This is a genomic window from Serratia sp. PL7 (assembly GCF_945957435.1).
The window spans coordinates 66132-89337 of record NZ_CAMFLB010000022.1; the positions used below are offsets into that span (position 1 = coordinate 66132).

At 55.2% G+C, this 23206-nt stretch carries 21 protein-coding genes and 1 riboswitch; of the genes, 14 read left to right on the forward strand and 7 right to left on the reverse strand.

Annotated features, from left to right (window positions below; translation table 11 throughout):
• Positions 1 to 106: 106 nt before the first annotated feature.
• From folB to lldD, 5 genes are all read left to right on the forward strand, one after another.
• On the forward strand, positions 107 to 466 hold the full coding sequence (gene folB / locus N6G83_RS42795) for a bifunctional dihydroneopterin aldolase/7,8-dihydroneopterin epimerase (RefSeq protein ID WP_024483059.1): 360 nt from the start codon (positions 107 to 109) through the stop codon (positions 464 to 466).
• A gap of 130 nt (positions 467 to 596) precedes the next feature.
• Complete coding sequence (gene bacA, locus N6G83_RS42800) at positions 597 to 1424, forward strand: undecaprenyl-diphosphate phosphatase (RefSeq protein ID WP_024528269.1); 828 nt, start codon at positions 597 to 599, stop codon at positions 1422 to 1424.
• A gap of 268 nt (positions 1425 to 1692) precedes the next feature.
• On the forward strand, positions 1693 to 3348 hold the full coding sequence (lldP, locus tag N6G83_RS42805; RefSeq protein ID WP_074031207.1) for an L-lactate permease: 1656 nt from the start codon (positions 1693 to 1695) through the stop codon (positions 3346 to 3348).
• On the forward strand, positions 3345 to 4127 hold the full coding sequence (gene lldR, locus N6G83_RS42810) for a transcriptional regulator LldR (RefSeq protein WP_074031209.1): 783 nt from the start codon (positions 3345 to 3347) through the stop codon (positions 4125 to 4127). The genes lldP and lldR overlap by 4 nt, the downstream gene beginning before the upstream one ends.
• 16 nt (positions 4128 to 4143) lie before the next feature.
• Entirely contained in the window at positions 4144 to 5283 is a 1140-nt protein-coding gene (gene lldD, locus N6G83_RS42815) for an FMN-dependent L-lactate dehydrogenase LldD (RefSeq protein ID WP_199063405.1), read from the forward strand.
• 28 nt (positions 5284 to 5311) lie between these two features.
• Here lldD and N6G83_RS42820 read toward each other — a convergent pair whose 3' ends face one another.
• Both N6G83_RS42820 and N6G83_RS42825 read right to left on the reverse strand, forming a co-directional pair.
• Positions 5312 to 6547, reverse strand: a complete 1236-nt coding sequence (locus N6G83_RS42820) for a multifunctional CCA addition/repair protein (protein WP_024528272.1) — start codon at positions 6545 to 6547, stop codon at positions 5312 to 5314.
• Between the two features lie 108 nt (positions 6548 to 6655).
• A complete protein-coding gene (locus N6G83_RS42825) occupies positions 6656 to 7273 on the reverse strand; it encodes a TIGR04211 family SH3 domain-containing protein (RefSeq protein WP_024528273.1) in 618 nt (205 codons plus the stop codon).
• Positions 7274 to 7551: 278 nt separating this feature from the next.
• Here N6G83_RS42825 and N6G83_RS42830 point away from each other — a divergent pair, with 278 nt between their 5' ends.
• The 4 genes from N6G83_RS42830 (at position 7552) to yjeH (ending at position 14908) form a co-directional block, all read left to right on the forward strand.
• A complete protein-coding gene (locus N6G83_RS42830; protein ID WP_024528274.1) occupies positions 7552 to 8859 on the forward strand; it encodes an inorganic triphosphatase in 1308 nt (435 codons plus the stop codon).
• 47 nt (positions 8860 to 8906) lie between these two features.
• The gene (glnE, locus tag N6G83_RS42835; RefSeq protein WP_211134492.1) at positions 8907 to 11744 is read left to right on the forward strand and encodes a bifunctional [glutamate--ammonia ligase]-adenylyl-L-tyrosine phosphorylase/[glutamate--ammonia-ligase] adenylyltransferase; all 2838 of its coding nucleotides are present in this window, start codon (positions 8907 to 8909) and stop codon (positions 11742 to 11744) included.
• A 379-nt stretch (positions 11745 to 12123) separates the two neighbouring features.
• The gene (hldE, locus tag N6G83_RS42840; protein ID WP_024528276.1) at positions 12124 to 13554 is read left to right on the forward strand and encodes a bifunctional D-glycero-beta-D-manno-heptose-7-phosphate kinase/D-glycero-beta-D-manno-heptose 1-phosphate adenylyltransferase HldE; all 1431 of its coding nucleotides are present in this window, start codon (positions 12124 to 12126) and stop codon (positions 13552 to 13554) included.
• A gap of 100 nt (positions 13555 to 13654) precedes the next feature.
• A complete protein-coding gene (yjeH, locus tag N6G83_RS42845; RefSeq protein ID WP_211134493.1) occupies positions 13655 to 14908 on the forward strand; it encodes an L-methionine/branched-chain amino acid transporter in 1254 nt (417 codons plus the stop codon).
• Positions 14909 to 14937: 29 nt separating this feature from the next.
• Here the strand turns inward: yjeH and ubiK are convergent, their stop codons facing one another.
• Complete coding sequence (gene ubiK / locus N6G83_RS42850; RefSeq protein ID WP_024528278.1) at positions 14938 to 15213, reverse strand: ubiquinone biosynthesis accessory factor UbiK; 276 nt, start codon at positions 15211 to 15213, stop codon at positions 14938 to 14940.
• A gap of 147 nt (positions 15214 to 15360) precedes the next feature.
• Positions 15361 to 15522, forward strand: a riboswitch (FMN riboswitch).
• 111 nt (positions 15523 to 15633) lie between these two features.
• Between ubiK and ribB the strand changes: the two genes are divergently transcribed.
• Positions 15634 to 16287: a 3,4-dihydroxy-2-butanone-4-phosphate synthase gene (ribB, locus tag N6G83_RS42855; RefSeq protein WP_024528279.1), complete on the forward strand. Its 654-nt coding sequence runs from the start codon at positions 15634 to 15636 to the stop codon at positions 16285 to 16287.
• Between the two features lie 58 nt (positions 16288 to 16345).
• On the opposite strand, the gene zupT is transcribed toward ribB, so the two are convergent.
• A complete protein-coding gene (zupT, locus tag N6G83_RS42860) occupies positions 16346 to 17113 on the reverse strand; it encodes a zinc transporter ZupT (RefSeq protein WP_021806868.1) in 768 nt (255 codons plus the stop codon).
• A gap of 207 nt (positions 17114 to 17320) precedes the next feature.
• Here zupT and ygiD point away from each other — a divergent pair, with 207 nt between their 5' ends.
• The gene (gene ygiD, locus N6G83_RS42865) at positions 17321 to 18103 is read left to right on the forward strand and encodes a 4,5-DOPA dioxygenase extradiol (RefSeq protein ID WP_211134494.1); all 783 of its coding nucleotides are present in this window, start codon (positions 17321 to 17323) and stop codon (positions 18101 to 18103) included.
• Positions 18104 to 18128: 25 nt separating this feature from the next.
• On the opposite strand, the gene N6G83_RS42870 is transcribed toward ygiD, so the two are convergent.
• The 3 genes from N6G83_RS42870 to N6G83_RS42880 all read right to left on the reverse strand — a co-directional run bounded on the left by N6G83_RS42870 (position 18129) and on the right by N6G83_RS42880 (position 20279).
• Positions 18129 to 18704 carry a PIN domain-containing protein gene (locus tag N6G83_RS42870; protein WP_098929760.1) on the reverse strand — a complete coding sequence of 192 codons (576 nt, stop codon included), beginning with the start codon at positions 18702 to 18704 and terminating at the stop codon, positions 18129 to 18131.
• Positions 18704 to 19165: a helix-turn-helix domain-containing protein gene (locus tag N6G83_RS42875; protein WP_098929761.1), complete on the reverse strand. Its 462-nt coding sequence runs from the start codon at positions 19163 to 19165 to the stop codon at positions 18704 to 18706. Before N6G83_RS42875 ends, N6G83_RS42870 begins: the two co-directional genes overlap by 1 nt.
• Before the next feature lie 103 nt (positions 19166 to 19268).
• Complete coding sequence (locus N6G83_RS42880; RefSeq protein ID WP_065684683.1) at positions 19269 to 20279, reverse strand: LacI family DNA-binding transcriptional regulator; 1011 nt, start codon at positions 20277 to 20279, stop codon at positions 19269 to 19271.
• A gap of 216 nt (positions 20280 to 20495) precedes the next feature.
• Here N6G83_RS42880 and N6G83_RS42885 point away from each other — a divergent pair, with 216 nt between their 5' ends.
• From N6G83_RS42885 to N6G83_RS42895, 3 genes are read left to right on the forward strand one after another with little or no spacing between them, the layout of a single operon-like run.
• Positions 20496 to 22262 (forward strand): class I mannose-6-phosphate isomerase, encoded by a 1767-nt coding sequence (locus N6G83_RS42885; RefSeq protein ID WP_248006584.1) that lies wholly within the window; start codon positions 20496 to 20498, stop codon positions 22260 to 22262.
• Positions 22263 to 22266: 4 nt separating this feature from the next.
• Positions 22267 to 22695, forward strand: coding sequence for a PTS sugar transporter subunit IIA (locus tag N6G83_RS42890; protein WP_173408711.1), 429 nt, complete (start codon positions 22267 to 22269; stop codon positions 22693 to 22695).
• 9 nt (positions 22696 to 22704) lie between these two features.
• Positions 22705 to 23205: a PTS sugar transporter subunit IIB gene (locus tag N6G83_RS42895; RefSeq protein ID WP_173408712.1), complete on the forward strand. Its 501-nt coding sequence runs from the start codon at positions 22705 to 22707 to the stop codon at positions 23203 to 23205.
• Position 23206 lies beyond the last annotated feature (1 nt).

Consider the following 23206-nt stretch of genomic DNA (forward strand, 5'->3'; position numbering starts at 1 on the left):
ACGCGGTTCCGTCTAATAATGGTCGTTTTACTCGCAACATCTATGGATAATACGCATATTCCGTCGGAAGTGGTATCCGGCAAGGCCAAAAACTGAGAATGACGTGATGGATATCGTATTTATTGAAGAGCTTACCGTGATCACCACCATTGGCGTTTATGATTGGGAACAAACCATTCAGCAAAAGCTGGTGTTCGATATCGAAATGGCGTGGGACAACCGCCAGGCGGCCGCCAGCGATGATGTGAATGATTGTCTGAGCTATGCCGACATCAGCGATGCGGTCATCCAACATGTGCAGCCCAATCGTTTTGCGTTGGTGGAGCGTGTCGCAGAGGAGGTATCCGAAATTTTGCTACGGCGCTTTAAATCTCCCTGGGTCCGTATTAAGGTCAGTAAGCCAGGTGCGGTAGCGCATGCCAGCCGGGTAGGGGTGATCATCGAGCGCGGCCAGCGTCCAGCCTGACAAGTTGTCACCAATATGCAACTAAAGACCGATATGCTGGTCTGTAACTAGAATTGTTTAAGCGGCAAGGTATTGAACATTGCCGCTTTTTTGTGCTTGTACCTTAAATTTGAAATGGGGTAGTGGTCTGATGGCGGACATGCATTCATTGTTTGTGGCATTCGTGCTTGGGGTAGTCGAAGGGTTGACAGAGTTCCTGCCGGTTTCCTCGACTGGGCACATGATTATCGTTGGCGAATTGCTGGGTTTTACCGGTGATAAGGCAAAAACCTTCGAAGTCATTATCCAGTTGGGTTCGATCCTGGCGGTGGTGGTGGTGTTCTGGCGGCGTCTGTTTGGCCTGATCGGCATTCACTTTGGTGGCAAACCGGTACCTCATGAAGGGCAGACGGCAGGGCAACTGAAGTTAGGCCATATCTTGCTGGCGATGATCCCGGCAGTGGCGCTAGGGCTGCTGCTCCACGACATGATCAAATCGCTATTTGAACCGAAAAACGTGATGTATGCGTTAGTGGTCGGGGGCCTGTTGCTGCTGGCCGCCGAATGGCTGAAACCGAAAAAACCAAGCGCGGTCGGGCTGGATGATATTACCTACCGGCAGGCCTTTTTGATCGGTTGCTTCCAGTGTCTGGCGCTGTGGCCTGGCTTTTCCCGTTCCGGCTCCACCATTTCGGGCGGCATGCTGGTTGGCGTAAGCCGTTTTGCGGCCTCGGAGTTCTCCTTTATTCTGGCGGTGCCGATGATGATCGGTGCCAGCGGCCTGGATCTGTACAAGAGCCTGCACTTCCTGACGCTCAATGACCTGCCGATGTTTGCCGTCGGTTTCGCCACTGCGTTTGTGGTAGCGCTAATCGCGATCAAGACCTTCCTTCAGCTTATCAAGCGTATCTCGTTTGTGCCTTTCGCCATCTACCGCTTTATCGTCGCGGCGGCGGTCTACATGGTGTTTATTCATTAATTCTGGCACCAGCTCGAACGTTTTCTCCTCTCCAATAGTGGGCTCTTTGCCCACTATGTTTATATTTAGTTGCCTTCGCCTCTCCCCTTTTGGTCCGACCAATGCCGGAAAAATGTGAACCTCTGGCACATAAACGGCAAAAAACCAAACAGACACATTGCATGTTTTTAACAGTAAGTTAACTATCGGTTATCAATTATATGACTTCGCCCTGTTGGTACGACCCATTAAGCGGAGGAGTAAGTGAATAATCGCGGGAGTTATCTACATGGAAGTCTGGCAACAAGTTTATGATCCCATTGGCAATATCTGGCTATCAAGTGCGATCGCGGCACTGCCTATCGCGTTTTTTTTCTTGGCGCTGATTAAACTGAAGCTCAAGGGGCATATTGCAGCAACGTTAACCGTTGGGATAGCTTTGCTGGTGGCGTTATTCCTCTACCGGATGCCCATTGACCGAGCGCTCGCTGCGGTGGTTTATGGTTTTTTCTATGGGTTGTGGCCGATAGCCTGGATCATTATTGCCGCGGTATTTGTCTACCAGATTTCGGTGAAGACCGGGCAGTTTGACATCATTCGCTCTTCCATTCTCTCTATCACCCCTGACCAACGTTTACAGATGCTGATCGTCGGCTTCTGTTTTGGTGCCTTTCTGGAAGGGGCCGCCGGGTTTGGCGCACCGGTAGCCATTACCGCCGCCTTGTTGGTTGGCCTGGGGTTCAATCCGTTGTATGCCGCAGGGCTTTGTCTGATCGTCAACACCGCTCCAGTGGCTTTCGGCGCTATGGGCATCCCGATTATCGTCGCGGGTCAGGTGACCGGGTTGGACAGCTTTGAAATCGGCCAGATGGTCGGGCGGCAATTGCCGTTCCTGACGATTATCGTGCTGTTCTGGATCATGGCGATTATGGACGGTTGGCGCGGCATTAAAGAAACCTGGCCTGCGGTGGTTGTGGCGGGGGGAAGCTTTGCCTTGGCGCAGTATCTCAGCTCCAACTTTCTTGGGCCAGAGTTGCCAGACATCATCTCCTCGCTGGTTTCACTGGTATGCCTGACGCTGTTTCTCCGTGTCTGGCAGCCAAAACGCCTGTTCCGCTTTGATAATGCCGAAGGTGCCGTCGTCGACCAAACGCTGGTGCAGCAACACTATGCTTTAGGGCAGATTATTCGCGCCTGGATGCCGTTTATTTTCCTGACTGCTACGGTCACCTTGTGGAGCATCCCGCCGTTTAAAGCGTTGTTCGCTCAAGGTGGTGCGCTGTACGATTGGGTACTCTCTATTCCGGTGCCTTTTCTGGATAAGCTGGTCGCCAAAATGCCGCCGGTGGTGGCAAACATCACGCCTTATGCCGCCGTTTTCAAACTTGACTGGTTCTCTGCCACCGGCACCGCCATTATGGTTGCTGCGATCGCCTCGGTGATTTACCTGCGCATGAAGCCCAAAGATGCGCTCACCACACTTGCTGAAACGCTAAAGGCGTTGATGCTGCCCATCTATTCCATTGGCATGGTGTTAGCCTTTGCCTTTATTTCTAACTATTCCGGCCTGTCGGCAACTTTGGCGCTGGCATTGGCGCATACCGGCAGCGCGTTCACCTTTTTCTCACCGTTCCTTGGCTGGTTGGGCGTATTCCTGACCGGCTCAGACACTTCGTCCAACGCGTTGTTCGCCGCTCTACAGGCCACCACAGCCCAGCAAATTGGCGTTTCGGATGTGCTGTTGGTTGCGGCTAACACCACCGGCGGAGTCACAGGCAAAATGATCTCACCACAGTCTATCGCGATTGCCTGTGCCGCCGTGGGGTTGGTGGGGAAAGAATCTGACCTGTTCCGCTTTACGGTAAAACACAGCCTGATTTTCACCTGTATGGTGGGGGTTATTACAACGCTTCAGGCTTACTGGCTAACATGGATGATCCCATGACCGTAAATCTTCAACCTACTTATCCACTACGCTCGGCCGATCGTTTGGTTGAGCGTATCAAGGTGATGATCCGCGAGCGCCAACTGGAAATGGGGATGCGCTTGCCCGCCGAGCGCCAGTTGGCTAACGAGTTGGGCGTCTCGCGTTCCTCTTTACGTGAGGCGATTCAAAAGCTGATTGGTGAAAAAACGCTCACTAGCCGACGTGGCGGTGGAACCTATGTCTGCGACGAGCTTTCCCCCTGGTCGGAGCAATGCATCGTGGAGCCGCTGAGACCCTTGGTTGCCGACGATCCTGACTATCGTTACGACATTCTGGAAGCTCGGCACGCCATTGAGGCAAGCACCGCCTGGCACGCGGCAATGCGCGCCACCGCCGCAGACAAAGAGAAGCTACAGGCGTGCTTTGACGCCATGTTGGCGCTTCAGGAGAGCGATCATCCTGAACTTGCCGCTCAGGCGGATGTGCGCTTCCATTTGGCAATTGCCGAGGCTTCACACAACGTGGTGTTACTGCAAACCATGCGCGGTTTTTTCGATTTGATGCGCTCCTCCGTCATGCATAGCCGCCAGCGTATGTACACCCAGCCGACGATCTTCACCCGGCTGACTGAACAGCACGAGGAACTGCTGCTGGCGATCCTGGCAGGCGATCCTGAACGGGCGGGTAAAGCGGCCAAATCTCATCTGGGATTCGTGCATTCCACCATTAAAAATCTGCATGAGGACGAGGCCAGGCAGGCGCGGATTACCCGCCTTCCTGATGACAATTCACCGTAACAAGGGAGATCGCTTGATGATTATCTCAGCAGCCACGGACTATCGCGCTGCGGCACAACGTAAACTGCCGCCGTTTCTGTTTCACTACATCGATGGCGGCGCTTATGCCGAACACACTTTACGGCGTAACGTGGAAGATCTGGCTCAGGTCGCATTGAGGCAGCGTGTTCTTAAGAACATGTCGGCACTCAGCCTGGAAACCAAACTGTTTAACGAAACTTTGGCGATGCCCGTCGTCCTTGGCCCGGTAGGGTTGTGTGGCATGTATGCCCGCCGTGGCGAGGTGCAGGCTGCAAGGGCCGCAGAGCAACAAGGCATTCCGTTTACGCTTTCCACCGTATCGGTGTGCCCAATCGAAGAGGTGGCGCCGGCCATCAAGCGGCCCATGTGGTTCCAGCTGTATGTGTTGAAAGATCGTGGATTCATGCGTAATGCCTTGGAGCGGGCGAAAGCCGCGGGCTGTACCACCTTGGTATTCACCGTGGATATGCCGACACCAGGCGCTCGTTACCGCGATGCGCATTCGGCAATGAGTGGCCCCTATGCCGCCCAACGGCGGTATTGGCAAGCCGTGACCCATCCTGCCTGGGCGTGGGATGTTGGCCTGAATGGGCGCCCGCACGATCTGGGCAATATTTCCGCTTACCTCGGAAAGCCCACCGGATTAGCAGATTATATCGGGTGGCTGGGGGCCAACTTTGACCCTTCGATTTCATGGAGTGATTTGGAATGGATCCGTGATTTCTGGCAGGGGCCGATGGTGATAAAGGGCATTCTCGACGCCGACGATGCGCGTGATGCCGTACGCTTTGGTGCCGACGGCATTGTGGTTTCTAACCACGGTGGTCGCCAACTGGATGGGGTGCTCTCTTCTGCTCGTGCGCTGCCAATGATTGCCGATGCGGTGAAGGGCGATATCACCATCCTGGCAGACAGTGGGATACGCAGCGGATTAGACGTGGTGCGCATGATTGCGCTCGGGGCGGATAGCGTATTGTTGGGGCGAGCCTATGTTTATGCCTTGGCAACCTCAGGCCAGGCGGGGGTGGAAAACCTGCTCGCTTTGATCAAAAAAGAGATGTGCGTAGCGATGACGCTCACGGGGGCGAAAAGTATTGCCGAAATCAGCCGTGATTCGTTGGTGCTGGAGGGGTAGGTAGGGGCGCATACTGCGCCCGTTTTACTTAAGGATGAGGTTCTTGCTGCTTCTTCCAGTCCGCCAACGCCTGCTGGCGGCGGCGTTTGACCTCGTCGCGGATCGCCAACCCTTGCAGGCCACTTTCCACCACCTCTTTGACAGAAACCGCGTTGGCGACCTGATAGGCCTGGCGCAGGTAATCGCCCTGCGGATAAGGGTTGTTTTCAAAACCGGTGCGCCCGCGGGCATCGGCTTCGCTGGTGAGGATCATCTGCTCTAGCCGCTGCGGTTTACGCCACACGTCGATGGCATCAAACAGTTTTAACAGCGTTTCTGGCCGCAGTTTATTAACCGTGTGGATCAGGTCGTGATACTCCGCCACCAGCTTCGCCAGTTCACGTACTGGATTAGGCACTCGCAGCCGTTGGCAAAGCTTCTCAACCAGCCTGACGCCCGCAGGGCCATGGCCATAGTGATGTGGCCAGAGTTCTTGTGGCGTGATGCCTTTACCAAGATCGTGGCACAGCGCTGAGAAACGGATATCCACCTCTGGACTGAGCTGGGTGGCAATCGCCAGCGTCATCAGCGTGTGTATGCCGGTATCAATTTCCGGATGCCATTTCTCTGGGGCAGGAACGCCAAACAGGGCGTCGATTTCCGGGAACAACACTTTCAACGCTCCGCAGTCGCGAAGCACCTGGAAATACACCTGCGGGCTCTGGCTCTGTAACGCCTTCTCGGTCTCTTTCCACACGCGTTCCGCCGTCAGGGAGGCCAGTTCACCGCTTTCGGCCATCTGCTGCATCAGCGCGCTGGTTTCAGGGGCGACGGTAAAGCCCAAGGAAGCAAAGCGGGCGGCAAAACGCGCTACGCGTAACACTCGCAGCGGATCTTCGCCAAACGCGTCGGAGACATGGCGCAACAGGCGGGCGTCGAGATCGGCCTTGCCGTTATAGGGGTCAACCAAAACTCCATCATCACCCCGCGCCATGGCGTTGATGGTGAGGTCGCGCCGCAGTAGATCCTCTTCCAGCGTCACGTCTGGGGCGGCGTAGCAGGTAAATCCGGTGTAACCCTGTCCGGATTTACGTTCGGTGCGGGCCAGCGCATACTCCTCATGAGTTTGCGGGTTGAGGAATACCGGAAAGTCTTTACCCACCTGCTGATAGCCAAGAGCCAACAGATCGGCAGGCGTTGCGCCGACCACCACCCAGTCGTGATCCACTACCGGTAAGTTGAGCAGGGTGTCACGGACGGCACCGCCGACCAGGTAAATTTTCACGGTTTAACTCCTATCAATAGCTCTTTTGATCAGATTACATCAATTGGGCAGTGGATGCGTCAGGCAATAAAAAAGCGCCCGTAGGCGCTTAAACTGGCGGAACGGTAATCAGTTCATCCAGCGATTATTCTTGCGGCGTGGGATCAGATGCGGCAACACCAGACCGAGCAGCAAACCAACGCCGGCAACGCCGCCGCCGTACATAAACCATTGCAGAATAATGGTGCGCTGTTTGTCGTCAAGTTGCAGATTCACCGCATTCACCTTCTTCTGTGCCACAACCAGCTGATTTTTCAGATCCTGGTTTTCCTGCTGCAGGCCGCTGATGGTGCTGTCGCTGGCGGCCACCTTCTGCTGCATCTCGGCGGTGCGCTGGTTCCAGCTATTATCAATATTGGCCAGCTTGTCGGTCAGGGTTTTCACCTGCTGTTCCAGCTCTGGCACCTGGGTGCGCAGGCTTGGCGTCTGGCTAAGCTGATCCATCGGGATCCAGACGCTGCGTCCTTTGGAATCGCGGATCTGGCCGTAGCTGGTGCTATCATTGACGCTCAACAGCGTGACTTCTTCACCGGCATTCAAGGTGCCGACGATACGGTATTGGTTACCTGGGCCGCTATGGACATAAGTATTTAATTCATCGGAGATATAGCGTTTATCTTCGGCATGTGCGCCCCAAGTGATGCTAAAACTTAGCACGGCAAGGCAAATCAGGCGTAATTTCTGCATTATGTCATCGTTTCTGCGTGGATTTATGGAACGATAGTAGAGCGTTCAGTCTGACGGCGCAACGCCAAAACCGGAATGGGAACTATCTTACTATGCTAAATCCCATCAGTTGCGCAGCTTTCTATAACGTAACAGGTTTTTTCTGCAGTTGGCAGAGTCAAGTCAGGGGGAATCGCGGTAAGATACTCTCACTGTGCGTCGTCGGGCTGAGTGCGGCCGGCAGACTCCGCCGCCGTGAAGACTCACGCGAATGCCTAACCTATTGGTGTAAAAGAACTATGAGCGTTGAAATAGAACTGAAGTTTATTGTTTCCCCCGCAGCGATTGCCAGCCTGCCGGAGCGGATTGCCGCCTGGCCGAATCAGCATTCTGCGCCACAGAAGCTGACCAATATCTACTATGAAACCGCCGACAACTTCCTGCGCAACCATGATATGGGCCTGCGTATCCGCGGTTTTGACGATAGCTATGAAATGACCATCAAAACCGCCGGTTCGGTGGTGGGTGGGCTGCACCAGCGGCCGGAATATAACGTCGCCATCGCCAAACCCGCGCTGGCGCTGAAAAAATTCCCGGCGGATATCTGGCCGGAGGGCTGCAAGCTAGCGCCGTTGCAAAAGGCGTTGCAGCCGCTGTTCCGCACCGACTTTGTGCGTGAAAAGTGGGTGGTCACTTACGGCGCAAGCGAGATTGAGATTGGCCTCGATCAGGGCGAAGTCCGTGCGGGTGAACTGGCCGAACCGTTATGCGAGCTGGAGCTGGAGCTGAAAAGCGGTGAGACTGCTGATTTGCTGGCATTGGCAGCCGCGCTAGCGGAACAAGGTGGTTTACGCCAGGGCAGCCTCAGCAAAGCGGCCCGGGGATATCATCTGGCGCAGGGCAATGCCGAACGTGAGTTACGCCCATTAAGCGTGTTGAAGCCAGCCCCTAAATCCACGGTAGAACAGGGCATGGTCGCCGCTTTCGAGCTGGCGTTGAGCCACTGGCAGTATCACGAAGAGCTGTGGCTGCGTGGCGATAAGCAGGCACGTCGTGCGGTAATGGAAGCGATCGGACTGATCCGCCAGGCGCTGGTGATCTTTGGCGGATTGGTTCCGCGCAAGGCAAGCACCGATCTGCGCGCCCGGTTGACGGCGTTGGAGCCTTTGCTGGTGGATAAAACCACCCAGCCGCAGGAGCTGTGCTACGGCACGGAGTATCTGCAATGTAAGTTGGCACTCACATCGTGGTTGATCACCGGCGCATGGCGGCCGTTTATCGATGCCAAATCGCAGGCTAAGCTGGATGGTTCATTCAAGCGTTTTAGCGACATCATGCTGGGCCGTAGCGCCGCAGAGCTGAAAGAAGCCTTTACACGCACCCTGAATGAAGATGAATATCAAGAGCAACTGCCCCGTCTGACGCGCCAGGTGTTGGCATTTATTCTGCTTTCTGGTGCCTATCCGGATAGCGAAACCGGGCCGTATATCGACAGCTGGCGCGAGCTGCAATCAGCCATTGCCGAACGTCGGCAGGGTTGGTATGAAGCCAGCCGCAAACAGGCATTATCCCATGCGCCATTCTGGTTAAACGGCGCGGTTCGTTAACTCCAGCGGGCCTGCCGGGCTGCAGGCCACAGAACGGGTCATTCACTATGTTGCCACTCTCTGCTGCGTTACAGCTTCAGGCACAGAACATCGTGCAGCGATTTCAGGAAACTCAGGGCGCGGAGTTGATGCTCAGCGCCGCAGAACAAAGCGTTCTGGCGTCGAGTGATTTTGTCAGCGACATGTTGCTCGGCCATCCTGAATGGTTGGTAACGTTACGCCAGCAGCCGCCGGTGGCCGATGAGTGGCAGCACTATGCCGCCTGGTTGCAGGATGAGCTTGAAGAGGTGCAGGACGAAGCGCAGCTGATGCGTGTGCTCCGTCTGTTCCGCCGTGAGAGCCTGGTGCGCATTGCCTGGGCGCAGGCTCAGCAGCTATGTACCACGCAAGAAACGCTACAACAGCTGAGTGCCCTGGCAGAAACGCTGATCGTTAGCGCCCGTGACTGGCTCTATCAAACCTGTTGCCGCGAGTGGGGCACGCCTTGTAATGCCGATGGCGTGCCGCAGCCTTTGCTGATCCTGGGGATGGGCAAACTCGGCGGTGGCGAACTGAATTTCTCCTCTGATATCGATCTGATCTTTGCCTATCCGGAAAACGGCCATACGCAGGGTGGGCGGCGTGAGCTGGATAACGCCCAATTCTTTACCCGCCTTGGGCAACGGCTTATCAAAGCGTTGGATCAGCAAACCATTGACGGCTTTGTCTACCGCGTCGATATGCGTCTGCGGCCGTTTGGCGATAGCGGCCCGCTGGTGATGAGCTTTGCCGCGCTGGAAGATTATTACCAGGAGCAGGGGCGCGACTGGGAACGCTACGCGATGGTCAAGGCGCGCCTGATGGGGGGGCATGAAGATGCCTACAGCCAGGAACTGCGCAAGACATTGCGGCCATTCGTGTTCCGTCGCTATATCGATTTCAGCGTGATCCAGTCGCTGCGTAATATGAAGGGCATGATTGCCCGCGAAGTGCGGCGGCGGGGGCTGAAGGACAACATCAAGCTGGGTGCCGGTGGCATCCGCGAAATCGAATTTATCACCCAGGTGTTCCAACTGATCCGTGGCGGGCGTGAACCCAGTTTGCAGGGGCGCTCACTGCTGCCGACGTTGCAGGCGGTTGGTGAACTTGGGTTGTTGACCGCACAGCAGGTCGCTGAGCTGAGTAACGGCTACCTGTTCCTGCGGCGGCTGGAGAATCTGTTGCAGGCGATTGCCGACCAGCAAACGCAAACCCTGCCGCAGGACGAGTTGGATCAGGCGCGTCTGGCCTGGGGAATGGATCAGCCAGACTGGCCGTCGTTGATGGCGGTGCTGGAAGAGCATATGCGCCAGGTCCGTGCGGTATTTGATGACCTGATCGGCGACGACAGCCCAGACGTAGGCGAAGATCCCAACTACCAGCATTATCACAGCCTTTGGCAGGATGCGTTGGACGAGAACGAGCTGGCACCACTGACACCCCATCTGGACGAAGAGGCGCGGCGGCAGATGTTGCGTTCCATCGCCGACTTCCGCCACGACGTGGACAAACGCACTATTGGCCCGCGTGGCCGCGACGTGCTGGATCAACTGATGCCACGCTTGCTGGCCGAAGTGTGTTCGCGCGTGGACGCAGCTACGGCTCTGACGCGCCTGACCCAGTTGTTACTGAGCATCGTGACCCGAACTACCTACCTTGAGCTGCTGGTGGAATACCATGCCGCCCTCAGCCACCTGATCCGCCTTTGTGCCGCATCACCGATGGTGGCCAGCCAACTGGCGCGTTATCCGCTGTTGCTTGATGAGCTGTTGGATCCGGCCACGCTGTACCAACCGGTGGCCCCGGATGCCTATCGTAGCGAACTGCGCCAATACCGCCTGCGGGTGCCGGAAGACGATGAAGAACAGCAGTTGGAAGCGTTGCGGCAGTTCAAGCAGGCACAGCACTTGCGCATTGCCGCTGCAGATATCGCCGAGGCGTTGCCGGTGATGAAAGTGAGCGATCACTTAACCTATCTGGCCGAGGCTATCATTGATGCGGTGGTGCAGCAGGCGGGGAAAGACATGGTTGCGCGTTACGGCCAACCAACCCATCTGCATGAACGGGAGGGGTTAGGGTTCGCGGTAATCGGCTACGGTAAGCTAGGGGGCTGGGAACTGGGCTATAGCTCGGATCTAGACCTGGTGTTCCTGCTGGATTGTCCATCAGACGTCATGACGGATGGCGATCGTTGCATCGATGGCCGTCAGTTCTATCTGCGCCTGGCACAGCGAGTGATGCATCTGTTCAGCACCCGCACCTCTTCAGGCATTCTCTATGAGGTGGATGCCCGTCTGCGTCCTTCCGGTGCTGCCGGGATGCTGGTCAGTACCGTCGAAGCCTTTGCCGACTATCAGCGTAACGAAGCCTGGACCTGGGAGCATCAGGCCCTGGTGCGGGCGCGCATCGTGTATGGCGATCCGGCGCTGCACCAGCAGTTCGATGCGATCCGCCGCGAAATTTTGTGCAAACCGCGTGAAGTGAACAAGTTGCAGCAGGAGGTGCGTGAAATGCGCGAGAAAATGCGCAACCATCTGGGCAGCAAACAGCGCGATCTGTTTGATATCAAAGCGGACGAAGGCGGGATCACCGATATCGAATTTATTGCCCAATACCTGGTCTTAGGTTATGCCGCGGGCGAACCGCGCCTGACGCGTTGGTCGGATAACGTGCGTATCTTTGAGCTGATGGCCAATTACGACATCATGCCGGAAGACGAGGCCCAGGCGTTGACCCAGGCCTATGTCACCATGCGTGATGAGATCCACCATCTGGCGTTGCAGGAGCACTCCAGCAAAGTCAGCAGTGAGCTGTTTACCGCCGAGCGTGAGCAGGTGCGTGTCAGTTGGAGTAAATGGCTGGGCTGAGGGGGCATATGGGTTCCCTCACCCTAACCCTCTCCCAAAGGGAGAGGGGACCGATCGAGTGTGTTTGAAATTATAGTGACTCATCTTGGTTGAGGGGGCGATTGAGATTATCGCTTTACTGCCAAACGAGCAGGGGCTATCAACTCCCTCCTACAAAAGGAGAGGTGATCGAGTGTGTTTGAAATTATAGTGACTCACCTTGGCTGAGGAGGCGATCGAGTTTGTTGAGATTATCGCCTTACAGCCAAACGAGCAGGGGCTATCAACCCCCTCTCCCTGTGGGAGAGGGTTGGGGTGAGGGGGCAGTTTTTACGGGTATTGCAGGCTATTATGCTAATATCTGCCGAATTTATTTTTATGACTTGTTTGGAGTTATCGGATGAAAGTTACACTACCTGATTTTCGCCGCGCCGGTGTGTTGGTGGTTGGTGACGTCATGTTGGATCGCTATTGGTATGGGCCGACCAGCCGTATTTCACCGGAAGCGCCAGTGCCGGTGGTCAAGGTTGAAACCATCGAAGAGCGTCCCGGTGGTGCGGCTAACGTCGCGATGAACATCGCCTCGTTGGGTGCCAATTCACGCCTGGTGGGCCTGACGGGGATTGATGACGCGGCGCGTGCGCTGAGCGCCAAGCTCAACGAAGTTAACGTGCGTTGTGACTTTGTCTCGGTGCCGACGCACCCGACCATCACCAAGCTGCGCGTACTTTCCCGTAACCAACAGCTGATCCGCCTGGACTTCGAGGAAGGTTTTTCCAACGTCGATCCGCAGCCGATCATGGAGCGTATCCAGCAGGCATTGCCGCAGATTGGCGCACTGGTGCTGTCGGATTACGCCAAGGGCGCGTTGAGCAAGGTGCAGGGCATGATCGCACTGGCACGTGCTGCGAAGGTTCCGGTACTGATCGACCCGAAAGGCACCGATTTTGAACGTTACCGTGGCGCCACGCTGCTGACCCCAAACCTGTCCGAATTTGAAGCCGTGGTCGGTCATTGTCAGAGCGAAGAAGAGCTGGTGACGCGTGGGATGAAACTGGTGGCGGACTTTGAACTGTCCGCATTGCTGATCACCCGTTCCGAGCAGGGGATGACCTTGCTGCAGCCGGGCCGTGAGCCGTTGCATCTGCCAACTCAGGCGCAGGAAGTGTTCGACGTGACCGGTGCCGGTGATACGGTGATCGGTGTACTGGCTGCCGCTCTGGCTGCGGGTAATACGCTGGAAGAGTCCTGCTTCCTGGCTAACGCCGCCGCCGGTGTGGTGGTGGGTAAGTTGGGTACCTCGACCGTCTCGCCAGTCGAACTGGAAAACGCCATTCGTGGCCGCGCCGAAACCGGCTTTGGCGTAATGACCGAGGCCGAGTTGAAAAAAGCGGTAGCGCAGGCGCGTCAACGCGGCGAGAAAGTGGTGATGACCAACGGCATCTTCGACATTCTGCACGCTGGCCATGTCTCATACCTGGCAAATGCGCGCAAATTGGGCGATCGCCTGATCGTGGCGGTGAACAGCGATGCGTCAACCAAGCGCCTGAAAGGGGAAACCCGCCCGGTTAACCTGCTGGAAAACCGTATGGTGGTATTGGGCGCGCTGGGTGCCGTGGACTGGGTAGTGCCGTTTGAAGAGGATACGCCGCAACGCCTGATCGCCGAAGTGCTGCCAGATTTACTGGTGAAGGGCGGAGACTACCAGCCGCATGAGATTGCTGGCAGTGCTGAAGTCTGGGCCAACGGTGGCGATGTGCGGGTACTGAACTTTGAAGATGGGTTATCCACCACCAATATCATCAAGGCTATCAAGGATGGTCGTGGTTAACTTTATCCATATATCTATACCCTATGGATTTCAAACTGTGGGTAAGCGCAGGTAACAACGCTGCAGCTTGAAAGACGACGGGTAAACAGGGTGGTTTGCAGTGAGTGGACTTAAGCAGGAGCTGAGTTTAGCGCAGGGCGTTGGGCTATTGTCCACTTCACTGCTGGGTACCGGGGTCTTTGCCGTTCCGGCATTGGCGGCGCAGGTGGCGGGCGGCGACAGCCTGTGGGCCTGGCCAATACTGATTGTGCTGGTATTCCCGATCGCTATCGCTTTTGCGGCATTGGGCCGCCATTTCCCCAGCGCCGGTGGCGCCGCGCATTTTGTCGGCCTGGCCTTTGGGCCACGCATGGCAAAGGTAACCGCTTGGCTGTTCCTCTCTGTGATCCCCGTTGGCTTGCCCGCCGCATTACAAATCGCCGCAGGGTTCTGGCAGGCTACTTTGGGTTGGGATGCCAACGGCCTGTTGCTGGTGCAAATTGTCACGCTGGTGGTGATTTGGCTGCTTGGCACACGCAGTGCCGGTTCCAGTGCCAATATTCAGACCTTGATTGCCCTTCTGGTGATAGCTCTGGTGGGGGCTATCTGGTGGCAAGGCGGCATTACTCCATCCCAAATCCCATGGCCTGCGGTCAGCGATATTTCTCCTCCTAATATGTTCCACGCGTTGGCGGTGATGTTCTGGTGCTTTGTCGGGCTGGAGGCTTTTGCTCATCTGGCGACCGAGTTTCGCCATCCAGAGCGGGACTTTCCGCGCGCGTTAATGCTTGGGCTGTTGGTGGCGGGGGCGGTCTATTGGGGCTGTACCGTAGCCGTGCTGCACTTCCATGCTTACGGCGAACATCAGGCGGCGGCCGCTTCGTTGCCGGGGATCGTGGTGCAACTGTTTGGCGAACATGCGCTGTGGATTGCCTGCATCATCGGCTATCTGGCCTGTTTTGCCAGCGTGAATATCTACACCCAGAGCTTTGCCCGCCTGGTCTGGTCTCAGGCCCAGGAAAAGCCTGCTAGCGGTTTAGCCAAACTCTCCGCGGGCCAGGTGCCGGTCAATGCATTGAGCGCGGTGGTCGGTTGCTGTCTGCTGTTCACTTTACTGATCTATACCCTGAAGCTGCCACTGGATACGCTGCTGGTATACGCCAATGGCATTTTCGTGCTGATTTATCTGCTGTGTATGTTGGCGGGTTGGCGGATCTTGCAGGGGCGTTCGCGGTTGATGGCGATCGTTGGCTCCGCGTTGTGCTTGTTATTACTGGTGATTATCGGCTGGAAAAGCCTGTATGCGTTGGCGATGTTGGTGCTGATCTGGTTGGTGCTGCCGCGTAAAACGCAGGCAGTGGTCTCCAAGCAATAAGGGCGCACTGGTGCGCCCCTTACAACAACTTATTCGTCTGCTGGCTTGGCTACCGGCGCGGTATTCAGCTTGCCTTCCAGTTCGGTCAGACGCTGTTCCAGCAATGCCAGCTTTTCACGGGTGCGCAGCAGGACCTGGGTCTGCACGTCAAATTCTTCGCGGTTAACCAGATCCAGACGGGTCAACTGCGCTTGCAGTACCTGACGGATTTTTTTCTCAACGTCTTCCCCGAATTCACGTACGCCTTTAGGCATCGACTCTTGGACCTGGCGTGCGATCTGTTCAATTTTTTTCGGGTCAATCATGGCGTTTCCCTTTCTGATATTTGGTGGCTGATGCTTAGTGTAATGCGAGTTGCTCGCCGGATAAACTATTACCGTATTTGCTGCGCGATCCCTCATTACGCGACCGGATGGCTTGAAACACTAAAGCGATGGGGTTATAGTCGAGATGCTTATTCTCAGGGCGGGGTGCAAGTCCCCACCGGCGGTAAATCACCATTCACGGTGAAAGCCCGCGAGCGCTCAACCTATCTCTCAGGAGTGGGTTAGAGGTCAGCAGATCCGGTGTAATTCCGGGGCCGACGGTTATAGTCCGGATGGGAGAGAGTAACGACACCTGTCGGGCGTATGCCCCGCTTGCGTTATTTTTTTGGCTATTGGCATAGCCACTCCTCAAGATCGCCCTGGTTCTGGTAATCCATAATTTTAATGAGGTTTTTTACCATGAATCAGACTCTACTTTCAGATTTCGGCACGCCGGAAGAACGCGTTGAACGCGCTCTTGATGCATTGCGCAACGGCCGCGGTGTAATGGTGCTTGATGATGAAAACCGTGAAAACGAAGGTGACATGATCTTCGCCGCAGAAACCATGACCGTTGAACAGATGGCGCTGACCATTCGCCACGGTAGCGGCATTGTTTGCCTGTGTATCACTGAAGATCGCCGCCAGCAGCTTGAGCTGCCGATGATGGTCACCAACAACTCCAGTCAGTTCCAGACCGCCTTTACCGTGACGATTGAAGCGGCGCAGGGCGTGACCACTGGCGTATCGGCTAGCGATCGCCTGACGACTATCCGTGCAGCCATTGCAGACGGTGCCAAGCCAAGCGATCTGAACCGCCCAGGCCATGTGTTCCCGCTGCGTGCTCAGCCTGGTGGCGTATTGAACCGCCGTGGCCACACCGAAGCGACCATCGATCTGGTTTCAATGGCCGGTTTCAAACCCGCTGGCGTACTGTGCGAGTTGACTAACGATGACGGCAGCATGGCGCATGCGCCAGAAGTGATCACCTTTGCCAAGCAGCATGACATGGTGGTGCTGACTATCGAAGATCTGGTGGCCTATCGCCAGTCACGCGAAAAGAAAGCCAGCTGAGTTGCTGACTGAAGTGAAAAAGCCGCTGATGAAGCGGCTTTTTTGTGCTTAAAATTCTTTAGCCGATACCGCCGCTTTGCAACAGCGTCAGGCTAAACCCCATCACCGCCATGCCGCACAGCACGCCGTAGCTTGGATTATTGTGTGGGTCGATCTCTTTGGCCAATGGCATCAGTTCATCTACCGACAGTGCCACCATAATCCCGGCCACCGCAGCCATAATCGACGCCATCACTACCGGTGAAACCATCGGGCCGAGCACCAGGAAGGCCAGCACGCCACCCAGAATTTCTGCCATTCCGGAGATCCCAGACCACAGTAGCGCTTTGGTTTTAGAGCCGGTTGCCGCATATACCGGCCCGGCGACTGCCAACCCTTCTGGAATATTGTGGATGGCGACCGCGAGCGCAATGCCCATCCCCAGTTCCAGATCGGCGCTGGCGGTGACAAAGGTGGCAATCCCTTCCGGGAAATTGTGCAGGCTGATGCCAAGCGTCAGCAGCATGGCGGTGCGTTTAAGGTTATGGGGCTTGATGGGTTTTTGCACCAGGTCTTGTGGGTGCTGGTGTGGCAGCATGCGATCCAGCGCAAAGTAGCCTAACAGCCCGAGCATAAACATGCCGTAGCCAAGCATGGGCGACATGCCGACGGTGTGCAGCGCAGCGGGCAGCATTTCCATCAATGAAATTAACAGCATAATCCCTGCGGCAAAGCCGAGCGCAAACGCCAGCAGGCGGTTGGAGGGCTTCTGGCCAATAATGCCGAGCAGGGCACCGACAAAGGTAGCGCCTCCGGCTAACAAGGTCAGGATCAGCGGTACAGACATGCATTCTCCTTGTATGCTAATAATATTTATCAGTTTCTGATACTAACAGAGCCAAGCCATAAATCGAGTGGATTTGGCTGATGGTTTCAATCGTTCCTGCCATTCAAATTTCTTGAAGATCACCATCAGGGTTATCCGGCTGCCTTGGTAAGGCAAACAGCGTAATGTAGTCAGCAGAACACTTGTCACGCTAACCAAGGATATTTTATGACCACCTCTCGTATGCCTGCACTCTTTCTTGGCCACGGAAGCCCGATGAACGTGCTGGAAGAAAACCGCTATACCCAGGCCTGGCGTGCGTTGGGTGAGCAATTACCACGGCCAAAGGCAATCGTTGCTGTGTCTGCCCACTGGTACACTCGTGGGACGGCAGTGACGGCGATGGAACACCCAAAAACCATTCACGATTTTGGCGGCTTCCCGCAGGCGCTGTTTGATACACAGTATCCGGCACCGGGTTCACCAGAGCTGGCGGCAGAGCTGCAAAGCCTGTTGGCGCCGGCGCAGGTGATTGCCGATACCAGCGAATGGGGTTTGGATCACGGCAGTTGGGGCGTGCTGATCAAGATGTACCCGCAAGCCGATATCCCGGTGGTGCAACTGAGCATCGATGGGACTCAGCCAGCGGAATACCACTTTGAGCTGGGCCGTAAGCTGGCGGCGCTGCGCGATCAGGGGATAATGATCGTGGCCAGCGGCAACGTGGTGCATAACCTGCGCATGGTGAAATGGCAGGGGGACACCAGCCCGTATCCTTGGGCGGAGTCATTCAACCAGTACGTGCGTGATAACCTGGATTATCAGGGCGAACATCACCCGCTGGTGAATTATATGCAGCATGAAGGCGCAGCGTTGTCGAACCCGACGCCAGAGCATTATCTGCCGTTGCTGTATGTATTGGGCGGTTGGGATGGTAAAGAGCCGATCTCGGTACCGATCGATGGGATCGAAATGGCCGCGCTGAGCATGCTTTCGGTGCAGATTGGTTGATATAGAAGCCCCTTTGCGGGGCTTCTTATAGTATGAACTTGTAGTCTTCCAATGCCTTAACCGTTTTTGCCATCTCAATTTGAGTGAGTGAAGCTAGAAAACTATCCGCTGTCATGGGGGGATTCTTCAGTGCTTGCCTTAGATTTGTCACCGCCTCAAGTGCTAACGCATGGTTAAGATCAATAAGGTCTGACACGAAGTCGTCAGGATGTATGGCTTCGATTCCAAAAGTCGATAAATAATCTACCGGAAAGTCTTTAAGGTTATAAGTGACGATGACCTCAGCGTTTGCAATTATTGCAGCTGCCAGAACATGGCGATCGTCTTGGTCAGGCAACCTAATGCTGTCTACCAATTGTTCGTGGCCTATTACATTCGCATCCGGCATTGCCTTATCCATTAGAGCATGAACGCGATCCAACTGCTCGGCCTGCAAATCTCGCCGATTAACCAGCAGATTACGCTTCCACTCTTCGTGGATTTGCGCTGTCCATTTGGGCTGATAAAGACCTCTTAGGCCTAAATGCATCAACAGATCTCGCAGTCTTGCTGGGTAAAGCACACAAGCGTCAAGCAATGCTGGGTAAGGCGAATGCGTCATTAATAAATATCCATATCCTGTGAAAGACGAGTCAGTTCATCCATTGCTGCAGCAGCTTCGATGTCTCGTTGCTCTTTGTAGGCCATAAGGTCTGCAAAGCGTATGCGGCGATGACGCCCTGTTTTATGGAATTCGATTTTGCCTTCTTCTAGCATCTTCACAACATGCGGCCTGGATACATTAAGTAAATTGGCGGCTTCTTGGGTAGTCAATTCCGCATGAACGGGCACAACCTGAACTGCGTTCCCGTTTGCTAGTTCTCCTAGTATCTCAACGAGCATTTTCACCGCAGAAGGTGGAACCTCAATAGAGTGTTCATTTTGCTCATTGTCCCTGATCGAGAAGTGGCGAATATCTAGTTTTGTTGCCAACATCGCCGATAAATCTCGATAACCTTTTTGGGCAATCTCTTTTTCTTGCACACCAGGCAAGTTGATTTTGGAAAAAGTTGCACTGGTCATAATTGCATGTCTCTCTGATTTCTATAGCACGAAATACAATATATTCGAAATAATCGAAAATCGCAATATTCGAAACGCTTGCTGAAACTCTACAAAAAATCTATTACACCCCATAACCGCAGGACTCACGGATCACCAGCGAAGGCGGTAGAATGATGCGCTTTGGCGGTTCATCGTTACCCTGAATACGGCTATACAACAGTTCTCCGGCCTTACGGCCAATCTCGCGTGAGGCGACGGACACCGTGGTTAGCCCCGGCTGTACCAGGGAAGCCTCGGTAATATCGTCAAAGCCAATCAGTGCAAAATCGCGGCCTACCTGGCGGCCAAGTTTGCGTAAAGTCTGCATCACCCCCAGCGCCACGATGTCCTGATAGCATAATGCGGCGGTGAGCTCTGGGTATGTCGTAAACAGTTGCTCTGCGGTTTTAGCACCGGAGCTTTGGCTAGCCTCACTGCAAACAATCCATTCCCCTCTGACCTGAATGCCCTTTTCCAACAGCTTGCTGGTATAGCCACCCAGGCGTTGCGCGCGCGAGGTGGAACTGACCGAACCACCAATAAAGGCGATATGCCGATGGCCCAGATCCAGCAGGTGCTGCGTGGCTAACTGAGTGCCCAAAAAGTTATCGGTACCGACAAAGTCAAAATGAGCGTCCGCAACCGGGCGAACCACCATAATGGCCGGGATCTTGCGGCGTTTGAGCGTTTCAAAGAACAGCGGCGGCGTTTGTCGTGCGGAGCATAGCACCATGCCACTGGCATTGTTCTGCAAAAGCGAGTCGACAAATTTTTGCTGTCTGGGGGCAGACTCTTCGCTGTTAGCCAAAAACAGCATGAGCTGGTGGCGCTCCATCTCCTGGCTCAGCCCGGCGGTCATTTCCGCATAAAACGGGTTGGTGATGTCGTGTAGCAGTAGGCCGACCTGATTACTGCTGCGATTGCGCAGGTTAGCCGCAGTCTGGTTATAGACATAGCCTAGCTCATCGATGGCGCTCAGTACGCGCTTGCGGGTTTCATCCGAGATGCGACCACGATTGCGCAATACCATGGAAACCGTGGCGGTGGAGACTTTTGCTTTGGCGGCGACGTCGGCCAGCGTGATGGTGCTCATTTCATATCCTGTTTGCAGGCGGGATCTCACATTAAGGTATAACGATTAACCTTTTGTTGGCAAATGATGAAAATTATTTGTGATATATATCGCAATAACTTGGGCTTTAGTCCGCTTTATCGCCGTTTTTTGAGGTTAATCCCGTTAACCACGCTGTTTAAGATTGGGTTAATCGATTAATCTTTGGTTATGTTTTCAGAGCATAGGCAACAGATCATGTCCGAGCAACATCGTAAAGCAAACTATGACAAATACCCGGAACTGGTGGTGCAGGGGTTTGACCGCGCTGCCTGGCAAGGTTGGCCAGCCGTGGTGCAGGCCATCAGTAGCCATATCGCTGCGCAAGGATTGGCTAAAACCGTACTGGTTGTGGATTGTTACCATGGCGTGGATCTGGCGGAGCTCAAGTCACAACTGATCGATCCCTTGTTACCCGCTCTGGTACTCAACGCCGAGCAGGCCAAATATGATGAAAGCCATATCCACGCGATGATTGAACGTAATCTGACGGATGACCGGGTCTTTGGCGTGTTGTCCTGCCACGAAATGCCGGAGTTTTTTGCCGATGAGGCCGTGCAGCAGCAACGTGCGGCAATCGCGGCCGTCGAAAGCGGCTTGGTGGTGGTGTATGGGCCAGGGGCGGCACTCATCGCGGCAGGGGATGTGCTGGTTTATGCCGATCTGGCGCGCTGGGAGATACAACAACGTTTTCGCCGGGGCGAGTTGGGCAACTGGGGCGTTGCCAACCTGAATGAAGACGTACTGCGCCGTTATAAGCGCGCGTTTTTTGTAGAGTGGCGGGTCTTTGATCGTCACAAAACCCCCTTGTTGCAGCGAGCCAACTTTGTGCTGGATACCAATCAGGCTGGTTCACCCAAGCTGGTAGCCGGTACTGCGTTCCACGCCGGGTTGCAACAGGCCACCCGGCAACCGTTTCGCGTAGTCCCATTTTTTGACCCTGGCGTTTGGGGCGGTCAATGGATGAAGCAACAGTTCGATCTCGATCCGGCGGCAGCCAACTATGCATGGTGTTTTGACTGCGTGCCCGAGGAAAACAGCCTGCTAATGCGGTTTGGTGACGTCCGGGTCGAGATCCCCTCACAGGATTTGGTGCTGCTGTATCCTCGCCCTCTGTTGGGGGAACGAGTACATGCCCGCTTCGGCGCTGAATTCCCGATCCGTTTTGATTTCCTGGATACCGTCGGCGGCCAAAACCTCAGCTTCCAGGTTCACCCCATTACCGAATATATCCAGCAGCATTTCGGCATGCATTACACCCAGGATGAAAGTTACTACATTCTGGCGGCGGAGCCGGGAGCCAAGGTTTATCTGGGCGTGAAAACCGGCACCGACCCACAGGCTATGATGGCCGATCTGGCTGCTGCTCAGCGGGGTGAAAAAGCCTTTGATGATGAAAGGTTTGTTAACCAGTTCCCGGCCAATAAACACGATCACTTCCTGATCCCGGCGGGGACGGTACATTGTTCCGGCGATGGGGCAATGGTGCTGGAAATCAGCGCCACGCCTTACATCTTCACCTTCAAACTCTGGGATTGGGGTCGTCTGGGGCTGGATGGGCAGCCGCGACCGGTACATTTGGAGCATGGCGAGCAGGTGATCGACTGGCAGCGTGACACCGCCTGGGTGCAGGAGCACTTAGTAAACCGTATCGAACCAGTTGCCGAAGGGCCGGGCTGGCGGGAAGAGCGCACCGGCCTGCATGAGCGTGAATTTATTGAAACTCGTCGCCATTGGTTCAATGAACCGGTGTTGCACCATACCGAAGGGCGGGTGAACGTGCTGAATCTGATTGAAGGTGAGGAGGCGATCGTCGATAGCCCTGAGGGCCGATTCGCGCCGTTTGTGGTGCATTATGCGGAAACCTTTATCGTCCCGGCGGCGGTGGGATCTTATCGTATCAGCCCTTATGGCAGCAGCCAGGGTAAAACCCTCGCCACCATCAAAGCCTGGGTAAGGGGATAAACCGATGTTGAAAGTGATTGTGATCTCGCATGGCCCGCTGGCTGAGGCTCTGATGACCAGCGCCAGCATGGTTTATGGCGAGTTGCCGCACACCAGTTACGTCAGCCTCTTTGAGACTGGTGGTATTGAGGCTTTCAAGCAGGATTTTGCCACCGAACTGCAGCGGGTCAGCTCCGGTGCTGATGGTGTATTGGTGCTGTGCGATTTGCTGTGTGGCACTCCTTATAACGTGGCCTGTCGGCATGCGTTTGACCCCAATAACGCTGTGCCGATGGCAGTAGTGACTGGAGTGAATTTCCCCATGTTACTGATGAGTGCCGACTTGCTGGAGGGCGTGGATGTGCAGCATGCCGCACAAGAGTTAGTAGCGCAGGGGGGCGAAACCATCGTGGTTGCCCGCCCGGCGCAAGCAGCACAACCGGACGATTTCTGAGGAAAAATCATGGCAATTTCATTTGTACGTATCGACGATCGGGTGATCCACGGCCAGCTGGTTACCCGTTGGGCGAAGGAGCTGCCCTGCGACGGGATTGTGGCGATCGACGATGAGGTAGCGGCAGATCCGTTGCTGTCATCGGTGATGAAAGGAGCGGTACAAGACACCAAGGTGTGGTTATTCACCGTAGCACAGGCGATAGAAAAGCTGCCGAAGGTGATCGCTAGCGACAAGCAATACTTCGTGATCGGTAAATCGCCGGTCACGCTGCGCAGGCTGTTGGAAGCCGGTATCGATTTAAAAAACCGTAACCAGAAGATCAACGTTGGGCCGATGTCGGCACGGGCACAGACCGTGACCATTGGTCCGAACCAGTCGGTCAATCAAGAAGAGAGCGCTGCCTTCGATTTTCTCAGCGAACATGGCCACGCGATCGAATTCCGTCTGGTACCCGACGCCAGTCATTTCAGCTGGCTAGATGCCAAAAAGAAACTCAAACAGGTCTGAC